Annotated in this window: 16 protein-coding genes and 1 other RNA gene; 13 read left to right on the top strand and 4 right to left on the bottom strand. The window is 67.8% G+C overall.

Translation table 11 applies throughout. The annotated features are described in order from the left end of the window. Positions 1-93: 93 nt before the first annotated feature. Positions 94-461, top strand: a transfer-messenger RNA (tmRNA) gene (gene ssrA / locus N2M23_RS18755). A 73-nt stretch (positions 462-534) separates the two neighbouring features. Here the strand turns inward: ssrA and N2M23_RS18750 are convergent. Then, positions 535-747, bottom strand: coding sequence for an NUDIX hydrolase (locus tag N2M23_RS18750; protein WP_265447635.1), 213 nt, complete (start codon positions 745-747; stop codon positions 535-537). 61 nt (positions 748-808) lie between these two features. Here N2M23_RS18750 and N2M23_RS18745 point away from each other — a divergent pair, with 61 nt between their 5' ends. The 8 genes from N2M23_RS18745 to N2M23_RS18710 all read left to right on the top strand — a co-directional run bounded on the left by N2M23_RS18745 (position 809) and on the right by N2M23_RS18710 (position 10,677). Then, on the top strand, positions 809-985 hold the full coding sequence (locus tag N2M23_RS18745; protein ID WP_265447633.1) for a hypothetical protein: 177 nt from the start codon (positions 809-811) through the stop codon (positions 983-985). A 230-nt stretch (positions 986-1,215) separates the two neighbouring features. Then, positions 1,216-2,760 (top strand): Re/Si-specific NAD(P)(+) transhydrogenase subunit alpha, encoded by a 1,545-nt coding sequence (locus tag N2M23_RS18740; protein ID WP_265447632.1) that lies wholly within the window; start codon positions 1,216-1,218, stop codon positions 2,758-2,760. Positions 2,761-2,802: 42 nt separating this feature from the next. Further along, the gene (gene pntB / locus N2M23_RS18735) at positions 2,803-4,227 is read left to right on the top strand and encodes a Re/Si-specific NAD(P)(+) transhydrogenase subunit beta (RefSeq protein WP_265447631.1); all 1,425 of its coding nucleotides are present in this window, start codon (positions 2,803-2,805) and stop codon (positions 4,225-4,227) included. 56 nt (positions 4,228-4,283) lie between these two features. Next, a complete protein-coding gene (locus tag N2M23_RS18730) occupies positions 4,284-5,699 on the top strand; it encodes an NAD-dependent malic enzyme (protein ID WP_265447630.1) in 1,416 nt (471 codons plus the stop codon). 225 nt (positions 5,700-5,924) lie between these two features. Further along, on the top strand, positions 5,925-7,835 hold the full coding sequence (locus N2M23_RS18725; protein WP_265447629.1) for a DEAD/DEAH box helicase: 1,911 nt from the start codon (positions 5,925-5,927) through the stop codon (positions 7,833-7,835). 35 nt (positions 7,836-7,870) lie between these two features. Then, positions 7,871-8,449: a YqgE/AlgH family protein gene (locus N2M23_RS18720; RefSeq protein WP_279672407.1), complete on the top strand. Its 579-nt coding sequence runs from the start codon at positions 7,871-7,873 to the stop codon at positions 8,447-8,449. Positions 8,450-8,537: 88 nt separating this feature from the next. Further along, complete coding sequence (locus tag N2M23_RS18715) at positions 8,538-8,855, top strand: DUF3039 domain-containing protein (protein WP_265447626.1); 318 nt, start codon at positions 8,538-8,540, stop codon at positions 8,853-8,855. Between the two features lie 67 nt (positions 8,856-8,922). Further along, a complete protein-coding gene (locus tag N2M23_RS18710; RefSeq protein ID WP_265447625.1) occupies positions 8,923-10,677 on the top strand; it encodes a DEAD/DEAH box helicase in 1,755 nt (584 codons plus the stop codon). Positions 10,678-10,705: 28 nt separating this feature from the next. Here the strand turns inward: N2M23_RS18710 and N2M23_RS18705 are convergent, their stop codons facing one another. After that, positions 10,706-11,185 (bottom strand): Lrp/AsnC family transcriptional regulator, encoded by a 480-nt coding sequence (locus N2M23_RS18705; RefSeq protein WP_265447624.1) that lies wholly within the window; start codon positions 11,183-11,185, stop codon positions 10,706-10,708. Positions 11,186-11,213: 28 nt separating this feature from the next. Continuing rightward, positions 11,214-11,765 (bottom strand): TetR/AcrR family transcriptional regulator, encoded by a 552-nt coding sequence (locus tag N2M23_RS18700; protein WP_265447622.1) that lies wholly within the window; start codon positions 11,763-11,765, stop codon positions 11,214-11,216. 78 nt (positions 11,766-11,843) lie between these two features. Here N2M23_RS18700 and N2M23_RS18695 point away from each other — a divergent pair, with 78 nt between their 5' ends. The 4 genes from N2M23_RS18695 (at position 11,844) to hppD (ending at position 16,145) form a co-directional block, all read left to right on the top strand. After that, the gene (locus N2M23_RS18695) at positions 11,844-12,695 is read left to right on the top strand and encodes an oxidoreductase (protein WP_265447621.1); all 852 of its coding nucleotides are present in this window, start codon (positions 11,844-11,846) and stop codon (positions 12,693-12,695) included. Between the two features lie 123 nt (positions 12,696-12,818). Further along, on the top strand, positions 12,819-13,178 hold the full coding sequence (locus N2M23_RS18690) for a DUF485 domain-containing protein (RefSeq protein WP_265447619.1): 360 nt from the start codon (positions 12,819-12,821) through the stop codon (positions 13,176-13,178). Continuing rightward, positions 13,175-14,812 (top strand): solute symporter family protein, encoded by a 1,638-nt coding sequence (locus tag N2M23_RS18685; RefSeq protein ID WP_265447617.1) that lies wholly within the window; start codon positions 13,175-13,177, stop codon positions 14,810-14,812. Before N2M23_RS18690 ends, N2M23_RS18685 begins: the two co-directional genes overlap by 4 nt. Positions 14,813-14,939: 127 nt before the next feature. Next, complete coding sequence (hppD, locus tag N2M23_RS18680; RefSeq protein WP_265447615.1) at positions 14,940-16,145, top strand: 4-hydroxyphenylpyruvate dioxygenase; 1,206 nt, start codon at positions 14,940-14,942, stop codon at positions 16,143-16,145. A 31-nt stretch (positions 16,146-16,176) separates the two neighbouring features. On the opposite strand, the gene N2M23_RS18675 is transcribed toward hppD, so the two are convergent. After that, positions 16,177-16,665 carry a DUF2269 family protein gene (locus tag N2M23_RS18675; RefSeq protein WP_265447614.1) on the bottom strand — a complete coding sequence of 163 codons (489 nt, stop codon included), beginning with the start codon at positions 16,663-16,665 and terminating at the stop codon, positions 16,177-16,179. Positions 16,666-16,677 lie beyond the last annotated feature (12 nt).

Genomic DNA, 16,677 nt, shown 5'->3' with positions numbered 1-16,677 from the left:
ATGAGATACGACAATCGAAAAACATCTCATCGACGATGCGTGGGACGACCGAGGCACGAGGTCGAACCACGAGGAGGAGATGGGATCGACAACGGGGGTGATCGGTTTCGACGTTGATTGCCGTTGTAGGGGAAGCGGGTCGAGGAAGCACGGTTATCTCGTTAACGCTCCGTGCAAAACCAATAGGTGCCAACTCCAAGCGCACCGACTTCGCCCTCGCCGCCTGAGCGAGCCTCGAAGTCCGTCAGCCTGAGCTAGTTCTCGACTCAGTGTCTGGCGTCAGCTAGAGAACTTGCTGCGTCGTCACGCCGAGGGGCGACGCGGGACTCTTACTCGGCTGGGCCTGTCAGGGAACGTGTGCGTGCGAGCCCTGGGGCCGAGAAAATCCTTAGCGCACTGCACCCGGAGAAGTCCTACTTCGTGGTCAGCGGACGCGGGTTCGATTCCCGCCACCTCCACGAGCTGCGTACATCACCGCACGGCAACGCCGCCCGGAGTCTCGTGCTCCGGGCGGCGTTGTCTGTCGCAGGTGTTTCAGTGGCGAGCGTCGCCTTCCTTGCGGCGTTCGTCCTGCGAGCCGAGGTTGTCGACGTCGCCGCCGGTCTCCTCGAAGACTTCGTCACGGATTTCCTGCCGGCGCTCGTCGTGCTCGAGGGTTTCCTCGCGGCGTTCTTCGTTGCCCTTGTGGTGGCCCATGGCTGCCTTTCCGTGCGACTGGTGGGGTTCCGGTGCCGTGAGTCTAGGCACGAAACATCCTCGCCGCTGCCGACGAGCACTACGCAGTGGGCGGTTGTGACAACGTCTTGTCATGGGCGAGGAAGACACCGATGGCATGCCGGTTCCGACCTATGTCGAAGGTGTGCCGCTCGTGGGGGATGACGCCAAGACCGCGTGGTACCTGCCGGTGGCTTGGTTGGAGCCGGCCGTCGTCGGCATGGGCTACCTGCTGGACGGCGTGATTCGGATATTCCGCCGGAAGGGCTAACTCACTTCCCGCTATTCCGGGCCTGCCGCTGCAGGTCGGCAACTCCAGTTGCAGCAACCGGCCGTCGGGTAGGAAACGATCGAGGCCGCGTTCGCGTGGTAGTCGACATGCAGCTCCGCCTCGATCCGGCGTGGCTGCGGTGGATCACTGCGATTCGACATGTCGTGGACGTTAGCCGCGCGAGTGTGTCTGACGCCATACGCTGACCGCAGCCCACCGAAAGGACGCGCATGCGCATCGGAGTCGTCAAGGAGTCCCAGCCGGATGAGACGCGGGTGGCCGCGACGCCCGCGACCGTGAGGCAGTTGCGCGGGCTCGGGTACGACGTTGTCGTGCAGCCGGGTGCGGGGGAGCGGTCAGGCTTCTCCGACGAGGCGTATGACGAGGCCGGCGCGACGATCGGTGACCCGGCGCAGGCCGAGGTTGTTTTCGGGGTGAATGCGCTGGATGCGCAACAACTGCAGGCAGTCCGGCCAGGCGCGACGGTGGTCGGCATCCTCGCGCCGCGGCTGCACCCAGAGCTCGGGCAGGAGTGGTCGGCCGACGAGTTGGGCAAACCGATCACCGCGCTGGCGCTCGACGCGGCACCACGCATCTCGCGCGCCCAGTCGCTCGACGTCCTGTCGTCGATGGCGAACATTGCCGGCTACCGGGCGGTGGTGGAGGCGGCGCACGCGTTCGGGCGGTTCTTCACCGGCCAGGTGACCGCGGCGGGGAAGGTGCCGCCAGCGAAGGTGCTGGTCGCGGGAGCCGGCGTGGCCGGACTGGCGGCGATCGGCACCGCGGTCTCGCTCGGTGCGATCGTGCGGGCGACCGATCCGCGGCCGGAGGTGGCCGACCAGGTCTCGTCGCTGGGTGGGGAGTATCTCTCGATCGAAGACTCGGACGACGCCGACGACGCTCCGAACACCGGCTACGCCAAGGAGATGGGCGAGGACTACAAGGCGCGCGAGGCGCAGTTGTACGCCGGGCAGGCGGCGGACTCCGACATCATCATCACCACCGCGCTGATCCCCGGCCGCCCTGCGCCGCGGCTGCTGACCGCCGACATGGTGGCCTCGATGAAGCCGGGGTCGGTGATCGTCGACATGGCAGCGTCCAATGGTGGCAATGTCGAGGGTTCGGTGCCCGGTGAGGTCGTCACGACCCCGAACGGTGTGACGATCATCGGCTACACCGACCTCGCCGGCCGGTTGCCGGCGCAGGCGTCCCAGCTCTACGGCACCAACCTGGTCAACCTGATGAAACTGCTCACACCCAGCAAGGACGGGCAGTTGGTGCTGGACGAGGACGACGTGGTGCAGCGCTCGATCACCGTGGTCGAGAACGGTGAAAACCGTTGGCCCCCACCGCCGGTCGAGGTCTCTGCCGCCCCGGCGCCGGCCAAGACCGAAACAACTGCGGAGGCCGAGCCGGCGAAGCCGCCGATGACACCGGCGCGCCGCCTGGTCACCGTGCTGGGTGCTGCGGCAGTGGTGTTCGTGCTGCTGGCGATCTCGCCGGAGGCGTTGACGGTGCATCTGACGGTCTTCGCGCTGGCGATCGTGATCGGCTACTACGTGATCCGCAACGTGCACCACGCGCTGCACACGCCGCTGATGTCGGTGACCAACGCGATCTCCGGGATCATCGTGGTCGGCGCACTGCTGCAGGTCGGGCACTCCGGCGCGGCGGTGACCGCGCTGGCAACGGCCGCGATCCTGCTGGCGTCGATCAATGTGTTCGGCGGATTCGCGGTGACTCGTCGCATGCTCGCGATGTTCTCCCGGTCATAGGCGCTGACTCGTGAATCCGACGAAACGACAGGTGTTTTCGACATGCTCACGGTAGCTTCCGCGGCGTCTGCGGCATACATCGTCGCGGCGTTGCTCTTCATCCTCGCCCTGGACGGGTTGTCCCGGCACGAGACGGCGAAGGTCGGCAACAACTTCGGCATCGCCGGTATGACGGTGGCCCTCGCCGCGACGATCGCGCTCGCCGTCGACCGGGACATCTCCTCGCTCGGGCTGGTGCTGCTGATCTGCGCGATGCTGATCGGTGCCGCGGTCGGGCTGTGGCGGGCGCGGGTGGTCGAGATGACCGGGATGCCCGAGCTCATTGCGTTGCTGCACTCGTTCGTCGGGCTGGCCGCGGTCCTGGTCGGCTGGAACGGCTACCTGCAGGTCGAGCACGACCCGGGCGGCGCCGAGGCCCGCAGCCTGGATGCGATGAGCACCCTCGGCATCCACCACGCCGAGGTCTTCATCGGAGTCTTCGTCGGCGCGGTCACCTTCACCGGGTCGGTCATCGCCTACTTGAAGCTGTCCGCGCGGATCAACTCCAAGCCGCTGGTGCTGCCCGGCAAGAACCTGCTCAACCTCGGCGCGCTGGCGGTGTTCGTGGCGTTGACCGTGTGGTTCGTGATCGACCCGCAACTGTGGCTGCTGATCGTCGTCACGATCGTGGCGTTGCTGCTCGGGCTGCACCTGGTCGCCTCCATCGGCGGCGGCGACATGCCCGTCGTGGTGTCGATGCTCAACAGCTACTCCGGCTGGGCCGCCGCCGCATCCGGCTTCCTGCTCGAGAACGACCTGCTGATCGTGACCGGCGCCCTGGTCGGGTCCTCCGGTGCCTACCTGTCCTACATCATGTGCAAGGCGATGAACCGGTCGTTCCTGTCGGTCATCGCCGGCGGCTTCGGCATCGAGGCCGGTCCGGCAGGGGAAGAGGACCTCGGCGAGCACCGCGAGATCACCGCCGACGGTGTCGCCGACCTGCTCTCGCAGGCCAAGTCGGTCGTCATCGCCCCGGGCTACGGCATGGCCGTCGCCCAGGCGCAGTATGGCGTGGCGGAGCTGACGAAGGCGTTGCGGGACAAGGGTGTTGACGTGCGGTTCGCCATACACCCCGTTGCCGGGCGGCTGCCCGGACACATGAACGTGCTGCTCGCCGAGGCCAAGGTGCCTTACGACATCGTGCTGGAGATGGACGAGATCAACGACGACCTCGCCGACACCGACGTCGTGCTGGTGATCGGTGCCAACGACACGGTCAACCCGGCCGCGGCCGAGGACCCCGGGTCACCCATCGCCGGTATGCCGGTGCTGCGCGTCTGGGAGGCCGGCAACGTCGTCGTGCTCAAACGCTCGATGGCCTCCGGATATGCGGGCGTGCAGAACCCGCTGTTCTTCCGCGACAACGTGGCGATGCTCTTCGGCGACGCCAAGGAGCAGGTCGCGTCGGTGATCTCCGACCTGCGGTGAGGCCCGACCCCGGACCCGGTGGCACGCGAGCGCGGCATAGCGCTTGAATGGACGGCATGAGCGCCCAGCCTTCCGTGTCCAACTCCATCACCGTCCGCCTGGAACTCCCCGGCCGAGCGACCGCCGTCAGCGAGCTGACCGGCGCGGTGGAGCGCAGCGGGGGACTGGTCACCGCGCTCGACATCACCCACTCCGACAATGACCGGCTGCGGGTCGACGCGACGATCGCGGCGCGCGACCAGGAGCACGCCGACGGCATCGTCGAGGCGATGCGCGAGATCGAGGGCGTCGAGATCCACAAGGTCAGCGACCGCACCTTCCTCGCCCACCTGGGCGGCAAGCTCAAGATCGAGTCGAAGGTGCCGATCCGCAACCGCGACGACCTGTCGATGGTCTACACGCCGGGGGTGGCCCGCGTGTCCCTCGCGATCGCCGAAAACCCCGAGGACGCAAGGCGATTGACGATCAAGCGCAACACGGTTGCGGTCGTCACGGACGGGACGGCCGTGCTCGGGCTGGGGGACATCGGCCCGCTCGGCGCGCTGCCGGTGATGGAGGGCAAGGCGGCGCTGTTCAAGCGCTTCGCCGACATCGACGCGTTCCCGTTGTGCCTGGACACCAAGGACACCGAGGAGATCATCCGCACCGTCAAGATCGTCGCTCCGGAGTTCGCCGGCATCAACCTCGAGGACATCTCCGCGCCGCGCTGCTTCGAGATCGAGCGCCGGCTGCGCGACGAGCTCGACATCCCGGTCTTCCACGACGACCAGCACGGCACCGCCATCGTCGTGCTCGCCGCGCTGCGCAATGCGCTGCGCGTCGTCGGCAAGGAGCTGTCGGATGTGCGGATCGTGCAGTCGGGTGCGGGTGCCGCGGGTACGGCGATCGCCTTCCTGCTCGTGCACGCGGGCGCGAAGGACGTCGTGCTCGCCGATATCAATGGGGTCGTCGAGCCGGAGCGCCCCGACATCAAGGCCAACCCCGGAAGTGACCTGGCCCAGATCGCCGCGCACACCAACCCCAAGCGGGTGACCGGCACGCTGAAGGACGCGTTGCGTGGCGCCGACGTCTTCATCGGGGTCTCCGCGCCGAACATCCTGACCGGCGACGACATCGCCACCATGGCGAGCGACGCGATCGTCTTCGCGCTCGCCAACCCGACCCCCGAGGTCGACCCCGACGAGGCGGCCAAGCACGCGACCGTCGTGGCGACCGGCCGCAGCGACTTCGCCAACCAGATCAACAACGTGCTGGTCTTCCCGGGCGTCTTCCGCGGCCTGCTCGACGCCGCAGCCAACAAGGTCACCCTCGACGTCATGCTCGCCGCGTCCGAGGCACTCGCCGACGTGGTGAAGCCCGAGGAACTCAACCCGGCATACATCATCCCGAGCGTGTTCCAGCCCGACGTGTCCAAGGTCGTTGCTCGCGCGGTCGCCGACGCGGTGCGCACCGAGCATCCGGAACGAGACTGAACTCACGCCGGCGCGTTTTGTCGGTCGGCCACCCGCTCCGCTACCGTTGAAGCGTTAATCACGCGATCTTGCGTTCATTGTTTTGATGTCTTTGTTCTGAGCGCCGAGATCTCTGGCGCTCAAGGCATCCCTCGAGCAGCACGTCACCCGCCGACAAGATGCGGGTCGTTTCGTCGTGCTCGAGTCATAGTGCGCCCTTTGAACACGTAAAGGACGTGGCTCGACATGACCAAGAAGACGATGGACGGCAAGAAGGCCCGATGGACCCGGGCGCAGAAACTCGAAGCGAAACGGTCCTCCACCCGCAAGCAGCGCGGCACCGACGCCGGCCGCGAATTCGACCGTGACGCAAAGCGTTCCGACCGACCGAATCGCTCCGAGCGGTTCGAGAAGCGGGCCGGCTCGGCCCGCGCCGAACGCGGCGGCGAGCGGCGGCCGCGTCGTGCGTATGACGAGCGCGACGACCGCCGCGGCGGCCCGCGGTATCCCGACCGCCGGGACGACAGCCGCGGCTCGCGCGGTTACCGGGACGAGCGGCGGGACGACCGGCGTGAGCGACGCGACTTCGGCCGGGGCGACCGCCGCGACGACCGGCGGGACTTCCGTCGCGACGACCGGCGGGACTTCCGCCGCGACGACCGGCGGGACTTCCGCCGCGACGAGCGTCGATCCGAGCGACCGGCCCCGGCATACCGCGACGAGAAGCCGGCCGCCCGCGAGCCCGTCGTGCAGGAGCCGATCAGCCTGGACGGCAACGGTTTTGCCGACCTCGGACTGCCGGACGCCCTGGTCCAGCGACTCGCCCGCGACGGCATCACTCAGCCCTTCCCGATCCAGACCGCGACCATCCCGGACGCCCTCGAAGGTCGTGACGTGCTCGGCCGTGGCCGCACCGGCTCCGGCAAGACGCTGTCCTTCGGCCTGCCGGCCCTGACGCGTCTGGCCGCCGGTGGCCGTGCTCGGCCGAACCAGCCGCGCGCCATCGTGCTCGTGCCGACGCGTGAGCTCGCGATGCAGGTGAGCGACGCGCTGCAGCCGCTGGTGCACGTCATCGGCCTGCGGCACAAGCTGGTCGCCGGCGGTATGCCCTACGAGCCGCAGTTGTCCGCGCTGGAGCGAGGTGTCGACCTGCTGATCGCCACCCCGGGCCGGCTGATCGATCTGATGGAGCGCGGCGCGGCAGACCTCAGGCGGGTAGAGATCGCGATCCTGGACGAGGCCGATCACATGGCCGAGATGGGCTTCCTCGAGGCGATCACCCAGATCCTGGACGAAGTGCCGGAGGACGGTCAGCGGCTGCTCTTCTCCGCGACCCTCGACCGGGGCATCGACACCGTCGTGGAGCGTTACCTGACCGACCCGGTCGAGCACGCGACCGACGACGGCACCGCGTCGGTCAGCACGATGGCGCACCACGCGCTGCTGATCGAGCCCCGCGACAAGAAGATCGTCACCGCCGAGGTCGCCAACCGGCCGGGCCGCACGGTCGTCTTCGTGCGGACCAAGCTCGGCGCCGATCGCGTCGCAGCCGAGCTGCGTGACCAGGGCGTCATGGCGGCCGCGCTGCACGGTGGCCTCAACCAGGGCCAGCGCAACAAGGTGCTCAGCGCGTTCAAGGACGGCAAGGTGCCGGTGCTGGTGGCGACCGATGTCGCGGCACGTGGCATCCACGTCGACGACGTGGGCGTCGTGCTGCAGGTCGACCCACCGGCCGACCACAAGGACTACCTGCACCGCGCCGGCCGCACCGCGCGTGCCGGGGAGCAGGGCACCGTGGTGACCCTCGCGCTCCCGCATCAGCGCCGGACCATGCAGCGGTTGCTGGACGAGGCGGGCGTTGAGACCAAGCTGCAGCGTGCGCGGCCGGGCGACGACGTCATCCAGGCTGCGGGCGGCAGCACTCCCGACGGTCGCCGGATCACCGACGACGATCTGCAGCGCATCCTCACCCCTCCGCGGGCAAACCGCGGTGGGCGTGGCGGTGACCGTCGCGGTGGCGGCTACCGCGGAGGCCGGTCCGGTGGGTATGGCGGGGGTCGCCCGCGGCGCGACGGATTCCGTTCCGGGGGCGGTCGTTCCGGCAACTACTCCGGTGGCAGTCGCGGCGGTCGTTACGACCGGCGCGACCGAGACTGACGTTCGCGCGAGCGAGAGTCACACCTGTCGTCATAATGGTGCCCGTGGAGGATCTGACCAGCCGGCTGCTCGTTGCCGTGCCGCGCGAGCAGGCGGAGGTCGGTGACGACGACGTCTTCGACCGCAGCGTCGTCCTCGTGCTGCACCACGACGACGACGGCGCGCACGGCCTGATCCTCAACCGCCCGTTGACCGCGGAGGTCGACGCGGTGCTGCCCGGTTGGCAGGAGCACGTCTCTCGCCCCGACTGCGTCTTCCAGGGCGGGCCGGTGTCGCTGGACACCGCGCTCGGCCTGGCGTCGTCGCCCGGTGACGAGGACGAACAGCTTGGCATCAAGCGGCTCTTCGGCGGCGTCTGCCTCATCGACCTCGACGCGCCGCCGCCGGTGGTGATGCCCTCGCTCGCCGCGCTGCGCATCTACGCCGGATACGCCGGCTGGGGCCCCGAGCAACTCGAGAGCGAGATCGAGTCCGGCTACTGGTTCGTGGTCGACGCCGAGGCGTACGACCCGTTCAGCGACGACCCGGACGACCTGTGGGAGCAGGTGCTGCGGCGGCAGCGGTCGTCCATGGCGTTCGCCGCCAGCTTCCCCGACGACCCAGAGCTCAACTAGCACCCGCCGCTCAATGAGCACCCGTCGCCGGCCCTGCGGCCGAGCGGGCCGCGCCCGGCCGACCGGCGCCGTCATACAATTGACCGTCATGAGCACTGTCGACGAACCAGACCGTCTCTCCTCGCCCGACGCCGCACCGAGTGTGCCCGGCACCTCCACGGCGACGATCGAGCGGCCCGACGTTCAGGAGCAGCTGCAGGAGCCGGGCGATCATGAGCGTTTTGCGCACTACGTGCGCAAGGAGAAGATCATGGAGAGCGCCCTGTCCGGAGAGCCGGTGACGGCCCTCTGCGGCAAGGTGTGGGTGCCCGGCCGCGACCCCGAGAAGTTCCCGGTCTGCCCGACCTGCAAGGAGATCTACGAGGGGCTTCGTGAGCCGCAGGACGGCGGCGACGGCAAGTCGTGACACCGTGACCCGCGCCTCGCGGGTCGTTTGCCGCGGTGTCACCCGCGGAAGTTAGCCTGGTCCATCTATGAGCACTTCCGCCGCCTCGCACCTGTCCCCGGCGTTCCCCGACAAGGCGGCGTGGGGCACTGCGGGCAAGCTGCGTGCCTGGCAGGCCGATGCGATGGACCGCTACTTCGCCGAGCAGCCGCGTGATTTCCTCGCGGTCGCAACCCCCGGGGCAGGCAAGACCACCTACGCGCTGCGGCTGGCCACCGAGCTGATGGATCGTGGGGTCATCGAGCAGGTGACGATCGTCGCCCCGACCGAGCACCTGAAGACCCAGTGGGCCGATGCGGCGTCCCGGGTCGGCATCCACATCGACCCGCGCTTCACCAATGCGCAGGAGGAGCACGCCGCCGACTTCGACGGCGTCGCGGTCACCTACGCCGGTGTCGCCAGTCGCCCCGCACTGCACCGCATCCGCACCCAGAAGCGGCGCACGCTGGTGATCCTCGACGAGGTGCACCATGGCGGCGACACCAAGTCGTGGGGTGACGCGATGCGGGAGGCATTCGAGCCCGCCACCCGCCGGATCTGCTTGACCGGCACGCCTTTTCGCTCCGACACCGCGCCGATCCCGTTCGTCCGCTACGAAGAGGGCGACGACGGCATCAGGCGCTCGGCGAGCGACTTCACCTACGGTTACGCCGAGGCGCTGCGTGACGGCGTCGTGCGTCCCGTGCTTTTCATGGCGTATGGCGGGGCGATGCGCTGGCGCACCTCCGCCGGCGACGAAATCGCCGCCCGGCTGGGCGAGCCGCTGACCAAGGACGCCACCGCAGCGGCCTGGCGCACCGCGCTCGACCCGACCGGGTCTTGGATCCCGGCCGTGTTGCGAGCAGCCGACAAGCGGCTCACCGAGGTCCGCCGTCACGTGCCGGATGCCGGCGGCCTGGTGATCGCGTCCAACCAGACGGCGGCGCGCTCCTACGCCCGGACCCTCCGTGAGGTGACCGGTGTCCAGCCGGTCGTGGTGCTTTCCGACGACGCCGGTGCCTCGTCACGCATTGAGGAGTTCGCTGGCTCCGAGGACCGCTGGATGGTCGCGGTCCGGATGGTCTCCGAGGGGGTCGACGTGCCACGACTGGCCGTCGGTGTCTTCGCCACCTCGACCTCGACCCCGCTCTACTTCGCCCAGGCAGTAGGCCGCTTCGTGCGCGCGCGGCGGCGCGGCGAGACCGCGACGGTGTTCTTGCCGACCGTGCCGCAGATCCTCGAGCTCGCTTCCTCGATGGAGAAGCAGCGTGACCACGCCCTGGATCGCCCTGAGAAACAAGAGGATTCGATCTGGTCGGAGGAGGAGGGCCTGATCGCGGAGGCCAACCGCGAGGAGAAGGCCCTCGGTCCTGACGATGGGAAGTTCGAGGCGCTGGAGTCGGAAGCGGAGTTCGACCACGTTCTCTTCGACGCACAGCAGTTCGGGCTCGGTGCCGAGGTCGGCAGCCCCGACGAGCAGGAATACCTCGGGCTGCCAGGCCTGCTCGAGCCCGAGCAGGTCACCGACCTGTTGCGGCAGAGGCAGGACAAACAGAACAAGAAGGGCCGCGCCCGCCCCGCGGACGACCAGCCGGTCGCGGCGCACCGCGCCCTGGCCGCGCAGCGCAAGGAGCTCAACGCGCTCGTCGCGGCATACTCGACCAAGACCGGCAAGCCGCACGCGCACGTGCACCACGAGCTGCGGGTCAAGTGCGGCGGCCCGGCACTGGACCGGGCGTCGACGACCGAGGTGACCGAGCGCATCACGATGATTCGCAATTGGTTCGTCGGCCGGAAGCGCTGACGCGATGGCACGCTGAGCCGGTCGTCGGTCAGTCGCTGATGCCGCCGGACTTGCGCACCAGCGGCAGCGTGCGGTGCTCGACGAGCTCGGCGAGCGCGATCGTGGTCGAAGCCCGCACGACGAGTCCGTCGCCGACCACCTGATCGATCACGCGCTGCAGGTCGCTGTTGTCCTTGGCCACGAAGCGCGCGAACAGGTCACCGCTGCCGGTGATGGTGTGCACCTCGAGGACCTCGGGGATCTCGGCGAGGTGCTCGACGACCTTGTCCCGCCCCTTGCGTTGCTGGATCTCCAGCGTGCAGAACGCCATGACCGGGTAACCGAGTGCTGCGGGCGAGACCGATGGTCCGAGCGAAGAGATGACGCCGCGCTCGATCAACCGGTCGAGGCGGGCCTGCACGGTGCCGCGCGCGACGCCGAGCACTCGGGACGCTCCGAGCACGCCGACCTGCGGGCGCTCGCTGAAGAGCGCGATCAGGCGCGCATCGAGGTTGTCGATCGGCGGCATGGTCCTGACCGTAGCGGAGCCGGGCCGCTCAGCGAGGTGCTAATCCGGCGAGGAAAATGTCCAGCCAGCGCTGCCGGGCCGGCTCGGGCTGGTCGACGGGGGCGGTGGCGACGAGCAGCTGGAAATCGGCCGGGCCCACGTCGGAGGCGAGGACGCCGGCCTCGATGCACGCCTGCACCATCGCGGTCAGGCTGCGCATCGCGCGCTGCTCGGCGTCGGCGTAGCCGGGGTCGCCGATGAATCCGGCGGCGCTCTTGACGGCGTGGTTGCGCGCCGCCTCGTCCAGGATGCGGCGCGCCAGCCCGCGCAACTCCTCGCCGGCGGGAGCCCCGTCCGCCACCCGGGCGGACGTGCGCTGGATGTCGTCCATGATCTGCTCGATGTGCTCGGTGATCACCGCGTTGACCAGGTCGATCTTCCGCGGGAAATTGCGATAGAGAGTGCCGACGGCGACCCCGGCGGCGTCGGCGATCGTCGCCATGCTCACCTCCGGACCGTGCTCGACGATCTGCTCCCGGGCGGCCGCCATGATCCGGCTCCGGTTGCGCACCGCGTCACTGCGTCGTTGCTGACTTGCCACAAGATGAATCATAGTTCAGAATCGAAGGTGAACCGACATTCATGATCGGTGTCGACGACTCACGAATCGAGGACTCTCGTGTCTGCACCCACCACCCGCACGGCCCTGGTCACCGGCGCGTCATCCGGCATCGGTATGGCGACCGCCCGCAAGCTCGCGTCGGAGGGCTACGCCGTCTATGCGGCCGCCCGACGGGTCGAGCGGATGAAAGAGCTGGAAACGCAAGGCATTACGCCGATCGCGATGGACGTCACCGACGACGCGTCGATGCGGGACGGCGTCGACCGGATCCTCGGCGAGACCGGTCGCATCGACGTGCTGGTCAACAACGCGGGCTACGGCTCATACGGCGCGATCGAGGACGTCCCGCCGGAGGAGGCGCGGCGGCAGTTCGACGTCAACGTGTTCGGTCTGGCCCGGCTGATCCAGCTGGTGACCCCGCAGATGCGCGAGCGCGGCGACGGCTACATCGTCAACGTCTCCTCGATCGGCGGCAAGATCTACACGCCCTTCGGCGGTTGGTACCACGCCACCAAGTTCGCCGTCGAGGGTCTCAGCGACGCGCTGCGGCTGGAACTCGCGCCGTTCGGGATCAAGGTCGTCATCATCGAGCCCGGCGCGATCGACACCGAGTGGGGCGGCATCGCCGGCGAGGGACTGATGGCGCGTTCCGGCGGGGGAGCGTATGCCGAGCAGGTGCGCCACGTGGCGCGGATGCTCGGGTCCGAGCAATCGGGCCCGATGCGCGGCTCGAAACCCGAGGTGGTGGCGAATGCCATTGCCAAGGCTGTGCGTTCGTCTCACCCGCGGTCGCGCTATGCGATCGGCATGGGCGCCAAGCCGATCACCTACGCGCGACGTGTGCTGCCGGACCGGGTGATCGACGGTGGGGTGAAGCTGATGTTCGGTGCGGCCGGCCGCATGCGCTGAGCGACCTGCCTGACGCGCAGCGCTGACGCGACGCGCCGAACGACCAGGCAATTCCCAGGAATCTCATCGGAAACGGTCATAGTGAGCTGAGTCACACTCTGTCTCCGGTGAGAGGACACTGCGATGTCGTCCGGTTCGGAACTGCCCGCTGACGCCGCACAGGGTTACCTGCGTGTTGAACAATCGCCTGAATTCAAAGATCTACGAAGCAGATTCCGCCGCTTCGTCTTCCCGATGACGGCGGTCTTCCTGATCTGGTATTTCGCCTACGTGCTGCTCGGTGCCTACGCGCACGATTTCATGGCACACAAGCTCTTCGGCAACATCACCGTCGGGCTCGTGCTCGGTCTGCTGCAGTTCGTGTCCACCTTCGCGATCACGATGATCTACGTCAGGTGGGCCAACCGGGTGTTCGACCCGGCCGCCGAAAAGCTCGCTGCCTCAGTGGGACTGACCGAGCACGAGGGAGGTGAGCAGCGATGAACGCGCTCGCCGCGGCCGAGTCCACCAAGGTCGGCAACTCGACGGTCAACATCCTCATCTTCGCGGCCTTCGTGCTGGTCACCTTGGCGATCGTGATCCGTGCGTCCCGCAACAACAGCACCGCTGCCGACTACTACGCCGGCGGCCGTGCCTTCACCGGCCGGCAGAACGGCATCGCGATCTCGGGTGACTACCTGTCCGCGGCGTCGTTCCTCGGCATCGCCGGCGCGATCGCGGTCAACGGGTATGACGGGTTCCTCTACTCGATCGGCTTCCTCGTCGCCTGGCTGGTCGCGCTGCTCCTGGTCGCCGAATTGCTCCGCAACACAGGGCGATTCACGATGGCCGACGTGTTGTCGTTCCGGCTGCGGCAGCGCCCGGTGCGCACTGCCGCAGCTGTGTCGACGCTCGCGGTCAGCTTCTTCTACCTGCTCGCTCAGATGGCGGGTGCGGGCGGCCTGGTCGCGCTGCTGCTCGGCATCGACGGCAAGGCTGCGCAGAGTGTCGTCATCGCGGTGGTCGGCGTCATCATGGTGTTCTACGTGCTCGTCGGTGGCATGAAGGGCACCACCTGGGTGCAGATCGTGAAGGCGGCGCTGCTGATCGTGGGCGCTGCCGCCATGACGGTGTGGGTGCTCGGCAAGTACGGCATGAACATGTCCGATCTGCTGCAGGGCGCGGTCGACAACTCCAAGTCCGGCACCGACGTGCTCGGTCCCGGATTGCAGTACGGCAAGGACTCCACCACCAAGCTCGACTTCGTGTCGCTGGGCCTGGCGCTTGTGCTGGGCACCGCAGGCCTGCCGCACGTGCTGATGCGGTTCTACACCGTGCCGTCGGCGAAAGAGGCTCGTAACTCTGTGGTTTGGGCGATCTGGCTGATTGGCATCTTCTACCTGTTCACCCTCGTCCTCGGTTATGGCGCGGCAGCGCTCGTCGGGCCGGACAAGATCCTCGCCGCACCGGGCAAGGTCAACAGCGCCGCGCCGCTGCTGGCCTACGAGCTCGGCGGGGAAGTCCTGCTCGGGGTGATCTCCGCCGTCGCGTTCGCCACGATCCTCGCGGTGGTGGCAGGTCTGACGATCACCGCCAGTGCGTCGTTCGCGCACGACATCTACGCCAACGTGATCAAGAAGGGCACCGTCGACTCGGCGGGCGAGGTCCGCGTCGCGCGCATCACCGCACTCGTCATCGGGGTGATCGCGATCGTCGGCGGCATCTTCGCCAACGGTCAGAACGTCGCATTCCTGGTCGCGCTCGCCTTCGCGATCGCGGCCAGCGCCAACCTGCCGACGATTCTCTACTCGCTGTTCTGGCGGCGGTTCAACACCCGCGGCGCGCTGTGGTCGATGTATGGCGGTCTCGGGTGTGCGCTGATCCTGATCATCTTCAGCCCGGTGGTGTCCGGCAAGGTGGACAAGGCCGGCAAGGCAACCTCGATGATCACCGACACGTCCATCGACTTCCACTGGTTCCCGCTGGACAACCCGGGCATCGTCTCGATCCCGGTCGGCTTCTTCCTCGGCTGGCTCGGCACCGTCACCAGCAAGGAGAAGAGCGACGACGCCAAGTTCGCCGAGATGGAGGTGCGTTCGCTGACCGGCGCCGGTGCGGAGAAGGCGGTCGAGCACTGAGCGACCCCCGTCATACAGTGGTCAGATTGTCGAACGTATCCGGGCAATTGCCGGACAGTTTGTGCATGATGATCAGGCTGAACGCGGTCGGTTGCGCGGTCGCTGTGGTCGCAGCCACAGTGACCGCATGACCTCGACGCTGAACCTCACCCCCGACGAGCTGGCCGCCGGCCAGGACCTCGACCAGCTGAAGCAACTGGTCGGTCTGGTCGACTACGACGCCGACAAGGATCCGTTCCCGGTCACCGGCTGGGACGCGATCGTGTTCGTGTCCGGCAACGCGACGCAGTCCGCTCTCTACTACCAGTCGGCCTGGGGCATGGAGCTGGTTGCCTACAGCGGCCCGGAGACCGGCAACCGCGATCACAAGTCGTTCGTGCTCAAGAGCGGCTCGATCCGCTTCGTGATCAACGGTGCCGTCGACCCCGACAGTCCGCTGGTTGAGCACCACCGTAAGCACGGCGACGGAGTCGTCGACATCGCTCTCGAGGTGCCCGATGTGGACAAGTGCATCGCGCAGGCGAAGGCGGCCGGCGCCACTGTCGTCCGCGAGCCGGAGGATGTCACCGACGAGCACGGCACGATCCGCATCGGTGCGATCGCGACGTATGGCGAGACGATCCACACGCTGGTGGACCGGTCGAGGTACGACGGCCCCTACCTGCCGGGTTATGTTGCGCAGCAGTCGAATTACCTCCCGCGGCCGGGTCAGCCCAAGCGTCTCTTCCAGGCGCTGGACCACATCGTCGGTAACGTCGAGCTCGGCAAGATGGACGAGTGGGTCGCGTTCTACAACCGGGTCATGGGCTTTGTGAACATGGCCGAGTTCATCGGCGACGACATCGCCACCGACTACTCCGCGCTGATGAGCAAGGTCGTGGCCAACGGCAACCACCGGGTGAAGTTCCCGCTCAACGAGCCGGCGATCGCCAAGAAGAAGTCGCAGATCGACGAGTACCTCGAGTTCTACCGTGGCGCCGGTGCCCAGCACCTCGCTGTCGCGACCGGTGACATCATCGCGTCGGTGGATGCGTTGCGCGCCAATGGTGTTGAGTTCCTCGACACGCCCGACAGCTACTACGAAGACCCCGAGCTGCGTGCCCGTATCGGTGAAGTGCGGGTGCCGGTCGAGGAGCTGCAGCGGCGCGGCATTCTGGTCGACCGCGACGAGGACGGCTACCTGCTGCAGATCTTCACCAAGCCGCTCGGCGACCGCCCGACAGTCTTCTTCGAGCTGATCGAGCGACACGGCTCGCTCGGCTTCGGCAAGGGCAACTTCAAGGCGCTCTTCGAGGCGATCGAGCGCGAGCAGGACCGACGCGGCAACCTCTGAAAACGGTTGTCCTTGCTACAAGCCGGGCGGCTCAGCTGCCCGGCTTGTAGACCATCAGCACCACGATGACGGCGAAGAGCACGCCGACCACACCGCCCGAGGCCGCCACCCGTGCGGTGTATGACGAGACGGACGTCGTGGTGGTGCCTGCGGCGTCAGGGCCGGAAACCGGTGTGGCAGCTCGCAGTTCGTCGGATGCCTTGTCGAGAGTCGGCGCGATGACCCCGAAGGCGAGGCCGACCGCGATCACCCACAGCAGCAGGGACAACCAGATCCAGGTGTCCCCGAAGCTGGCGAGCTTCTCGTGTGTGCGCGAGGACTTCTGCGACATCAGGCCGAAGCCGAAGACGACCACGAGCAGCGACGCGCCCGAGTAGATCTTGCACATCCGCGAGGACGAGTCGAGCGCTGCGACGTCGGCCTTGCGCAGACCGCGCGAAGCGGTCGTGGCCGCATGGACGAGCGGACCCACTGCGAAGATCGCCGTGAGCAGGTGCAGCAACAGCAGAAACTTCGTCATGGCCCGAGCCTA

It is taken from the genome of Flexivirga meconopsidis, assembly GCF_026162425.1.
In the GTDB taxonomy this organism is placed as follows: Bacteria; Actinomycetota; Actinomycetes; order Actinomycetales; family Dermatophilaceae; genus Flexivirga; species Flexivirga meconopsidis.
The sequence above is the reverse complement of the archived record's forward strand: the minus strand, read 5'-3'. Positions and strand labels throughout refer to the sequence as shown.